Source organism: Segatella sp. (assembly GCF_977051555.1).
This window is the reverse complement of sequence record NZ_CDRSSE010000079.1, coordinates 1-4,756: the sequence shown is the minus strand read 5'-3', so window position 1 is coordinate 4,756 and position 4,756 is coordinate 1. Positions and strand designations below refer to the sequence as shown.

Here is a 4,756-nt window from a genome sequence, read left to right as displayed (position 1 = left end):
CGTGTCTCAGTTCCAATGTGGGGGACCTTCCTCTCAGAACCCCTACTGATCGTTGCCTTGGTGGGCCGTTACCCCGCCAACAAGCTAATCAGACGCATCCCCATCCATCACCGATAAATCTTTAATCCCTTTCAGATGTCTTCTAGAGACGTCATTGGGTATTAGTCTTACTTTCGCAAGGTTATCCCCAAGTGGTGGGCAGGTTGGATACGCGTTACTCACCCGTGCGCCGGTCGACGCCTATCGGAAGCAAGCTTCCAATATCGTTTCCCCTCGACTTGCATGTGTTAAGCCTGTAGCTAGCGTTCATCCTGAGCCAGGATCAAACTCTCCATTGTAAAATATCATTTTTACCTAGCCTTGCGGCTTGGTTTGTTTGTTGTCTGTACTTAGGACGAATATCCTTTTCGTTTATTGAAGCTTAGTAAACCTGACTTGTCAATTTCTTGACGGTTCGTTTCTTTTACCCAGTCAACTTTCTTATTTCTAAGAAGTTAACCGCTTCTTGTACTACTTGTCTGTTTATGTAAAATCTTTCAAAGAACTCTTTCTTTATTGCTTTGAGTAATGCTTGATTTCTCAAAAGCGAGTGCAAAAGTACTAACTATTTTCCATTCCACCAAATCTTTTCGCAAAAAAGTTTATTTTTTAGCTGTTATTTAACATATATAAACATTTTCTCCTTAAAAAAGTTATTTTGGACCATTTATAAGGATTTCACAAAGAATCCGAGTCAAGTTAAGTTATACACCTGTAATTTAACTAGAGCAATGTTGAATAAAGAGATATCCACATGATTGTTCCTATATATTTTTACATATATAATAATGTACGCGCTTGTTTTTATTTTTCTTTGTTTTTATTTTTTTGTCCCATTTCAAGAGCATTTTATACTCTTTTCTGGTGATTCTCATAAAGCTACCATGCTGAGGAGCCGTAACTCCCTTGATATCTACAGGATCGGAGAAATTGCGGAGATACTTATCAGCCTTGCAGATACGGTAATGCTTAGGATGATCACTATACTGGATATAAGCCACACGCCAGGTATCATCACCGATAAGCTGGAAAGCAGAACTTCCCTCAGTCAGTTTACTACCCTCGAAACTTACGAAGTCATCATCAACAGGAGCACCCCAACCATGATTGAGATACTTGCTGGTAGCGGTGAAGATACCTCTCTTTCCGCCCTCTTTCTTGATAAGCATGTGGTAGAGACCATCGCTCTTCAGGAAGTTGATATCGGCATCGATGGTAGCATAGCCCCAGTCGAAGAGCAGCTTTGGTGTGGTGAGCTTGGTGAAGGTCTTGTCAGCATAGCTGTAGTACATGCGGTCGTACTTCTCCTCTGCACGATTGAGCATAGAATAGTAGATCATGTATCCGCCCTTCTCGCCGTTTTCCCAACGATAGTCAGGATCCCAGAAAATCTGAGGTGCCCATACACGGTTGATGGTGCTCCAATCCTTATAAGGAGATGTCGCTGTGGCTGCATCGCAGAAGTTCTGCATACCCTTACGGAAATCGAAGGTAACGCTAGTCCAGTTTTTCAAATCCTTACTCTTCAGGAGATCGATACCATAGTTGTCCCATTTGTGGCTTTTGCGAACGCACATATCGGTGGTAACCATGATATATCCTTTACCATTGTACATACGGGTGATATAGGCATCACGGGTTCCACCTTCGATACGGGCATGCTCTTCTGGATTGAAGATAGGGTTGCCACCATTGATGTCCTGATAGTTGTAGCCATCACGGGAAATGGCATAGGCTGTCCACTCCCCCTTATCACTCATGTGACAATAGAGATAACCATAATCTCCCTTTACAAGATTCTGTGCTGTCATTGGCATAAAGGCAGCCAATGCTAAAAGAACGGTTGATAATTTCTTTTTCATTTTCTGTTATTTCCTTAGTTTAATTATTATTAGCTGAAGTTTTTGAGTGCAAATTTACACTTTATATTTGGGAATGCCAAATTATTAAGGGAAATATGGGGAGAATTCACGAATAATGGTCTTTTTTTATTGATTATTATTCATGGGACAGGCGATGGAATCGCCTGGAACGGGGGCAGAAGGGGGACGGAACAGAAGACAAAGGAGAGGGAGGAAAGAAAAAAGGGAGGAAGGAAAAAGGGAGGAAAACCTCATCACTGAGGTCAACCTCCCTACACTTATAGTTAAAAATAACCGATTTATTTGTTCAGGAACTTATCTACCTGAGCAGCAATCTTTCTACCGCTTGCCATGGCACGAACCACCAGAGAAGCTCCGCTGGCTGCATCACCAGCCACGAATACATTCTCGGCAAACTCCGGCTGCTGTGGCTTCAGGAAGCCCATTGCCAGGAACACTGCTTCTGCCTTGATGATCTCAGGCTCACCAGCCTCTACCATCAATGGGCGACCGCCTTCTGGGTTTGGCTTCCAGTCGATAGGCTGAACCTTCACGCCTGTCAGCTTGCCGTTCTTTCCCAGGAACTCCAGAGAGTTGATGTTCCAGCGGCGGGTACAGCCTTCCTCATGACTTGAGGTGGTCTTCAGGGTGCGAGGCCAGTTTGGCCAAGGATTCTTAGGATCCTCTGGGCCCTCTACTGGCTTAGGCATGATTTCAATCTGGGTTACGCTCTTGCAACCCTGACGATGAGCAGTACCGATGCAGTCGGAACCCGTATCACCACCACCGATTACCAATACATCCTTGCCCTTGCAGTTAACCAGTTCGTCCTTAGAGAACTCCATACCGGCGAGGATACGGTTCTGCTGAGAAAGTAGTTCGAGGGCGAAATAAACACCCTTCAGATCTCTTCCAGGAATCTTCAGGTCGCGGGCTGTCGGTGTACCGGTAGATACCACGTAGGCATCGAAGCCTTCTGGCAACTTGGTAACATCAATCTGCTGATTATACTTGAACTCGATGCCCTCCTCTTCGAGAAGATGGAGACGGCGGTCGATGATACTCTTGTTGAGCTTGAAGTTAGGAATACCGTAACGCAACAGGCCACCGGCATTCTCACGTGCCTCGAACACAGTTACCTTATATCCCTTATGGTTCAACTGGTTGGCTGCAACCAGTCCCGCAGGACCGGCACCGATGACAGCCACTGTCTTGCCATTACGCTCAGGAATCTCAACATGCACATAATCCTCAGAGAAGGCGTGCTCCACAATGGCACACTCGTCCTCACGGTTGGTGGTAGGTTCATGATCCATGAGATTCAATACACACGCCTTCTCGCAGAGTGCAGGACAGATGCGTCCTGTGAACTCCGGGAAGTCGTTGGTGGAATTGAGGAGACGGTAAGCCTGCTCCCAGTCGCCCTTGTAGAGGGCATCGTTCCACTCCGGTGCCTTGTTGCCCAGCGGACAAGCCCAGTGGCAGAAAGGCACGCCACAATCCATGCAACGGGAAGCCTGCTGTCGGCGGTCGTTGCTATTCAATGTCTGTTCTACCTCGCTGAAGTCGAGGATTCTATCGTGAATTGGTCTATAACCTGCTTCCTTGCGAGGTATAGTCAAAAATGCTTTTGGATTTCCCATCTTTTTTCTAATTTTAAAATTAGTAATCTCGCTGCATATCCGCAATCTTTTGCTGCAACTTCTTTACCTGCTCCTCCTGGAGAACTCGCTTGTACTCGATTGGCACTACCTGGATGAAATCCTCTACGTAGTGATTCCAGTCGTCGAGCATGGTACGGGCAAGCTTACTGCCGGTGTAGAGATAATGCTGACGGATCAGCTCGTGCAACTCCTTGCGATAGGTGCTGTCCTCCACGAGGTTGATCTCCACCATATCCATGTTACAGAAGTAATCGAAGTTGTGGTTCTTATCCCATACGTAGGCAACACCACCACTCATACCAGCGGCAAAGTTACGGCCGGTTTCACCGAGCACTACTACTCTACCGCCCGTCATATACTCGCAGCAGTGGTCGCCAGCACCCTCAATCACGGCGATGGCACCGGAGTTACGAACACCGAAGCGCTCGCCTACCTTACCATTGATATACAACTCACCACTTGTGGCACCATACAAACCGGTGTTACCGGCGATGATGTTATCCTCGGCAGAGAAGTTGCTGCGGATAGGAGGAAGGATGGAAATACGACCTCCTGAAAGTCCCTTTGCAAAATAGTCATTGGTCTCACCCTCGAGCTTGAAATCTACTCCCTTGACCAGGAAGGCACCGAAGCTCTGACCTGCAGAACCCTTGAACTTCACGTTCACGGTCTTGTCAGGAAGACCAGCCTCACCATATTTCTCGGCAATCATACCGCTCAGCATGGCACCGGCAGCACGATCGGTATTCTTGATGGCGAAGTCGAGGTTCACCTCTTCCTGGTTCTCGATGGCACGCTGGGCACCACGGATAATCTGCTGGTCGAGCACATTGACGAGGTCATGAATCTGCTCGGTAGTATGATAGAGCGAGCAATGACCTGTTTCCCGATGCAAGAGACGAGAGAAGTCGAGCAAGTCGACCTTTTCCTCAATGCTCTTAGCCACCTCTGGCTCTACGGCATCCGGACCCTCGGTAGGAACAATCTCCTCATCCTTCTTGCGGACGATGAGTTCGGTATGACCGATGATATCGTTCAAAGAGGTGTAACCCATCTCAGCCAGATACTCACGAACCTCCTCGGCGAGGAAGCGGAAGTAGTTGATAAGATACTTGTAGCTGCCACGGAAGTGCGCACGGAGCTTAGGATCCTGTGTAGCAACACCCATAGGACAGGTATTCAGGTTACACT

At 47.2% G+C, this 4,756-nt stretch carries 4 protein-coding genes and 1 rRNA gene; 1 reads left to right on the top strand and 4 read right to left on the bottom strand.

The annotated features are described in order from the left end of the window. Together ACWJAO_RS13025 and ACWJAO_RS13020 are read right to left on the bottom strand one after the other, a co-directional pair. Positions 1-338: ribosomal RNA gene (locus ACWJAO_RS13025) — 16S ribosomal RNA — on the bottom strand; the annotation flags it as partial. A 465-nt stretch (positions 339-803) separates the two neighbouring features. After that, complete coding sequence (locus ACWJAO_RS13020; RefSeq protein WP_449140563.1) at positions 804-1,901, bottom strand: glycoside hydrolase family 43 protein; 1,098 nt, start codon at positions 1,899-1,901, stop codon at positions 804-806. A 42-nt stretch (positions 1,902-1,943) separates the two neighbouring features. Here ACWJAO_RS13020 and ACWJAO_RS13015 point away from each other — a divergent pair, with 42 nt between their 5' ends. Next, positions 1,944-2,162, top strand: coding sequence for a hypothetical protein (locus ACWJAO_RS13015; RefSeq protein WP_449140562.1), 219 nt, complete (start codon positions 1,944-1,946; stop codon positions 2,160-2,162). A 38-nt stretch (positions 2,163-2,200) separates the two neighbouring features. Here ACWJAO_RS13015 and ACWJAO_RS13010 read toward each other — a convergent pair whose 3' ends face one another. Further along, entirely contained in the window at positions 2,201-3,544 is a 1,344-nt protein-coding gene (locus ACWJAO_RS13010; protein WP_449140561.1) for a glutamate synthase subunit beta, read from the bottom strand. Positions 3,545-3,563: 19 nt separating this feature from the next. Continuing rightward, positions 3,564-4,756, bottom strand: a 1,193-nt coding sequence (locus ACWJAO_RS13005; RefSeq protein WP_449140560.1) for a GltB/FmdC/FwdC-like GXGXG domain-containing protein, incomplete at its 5' end; no start/stop codon positions are given.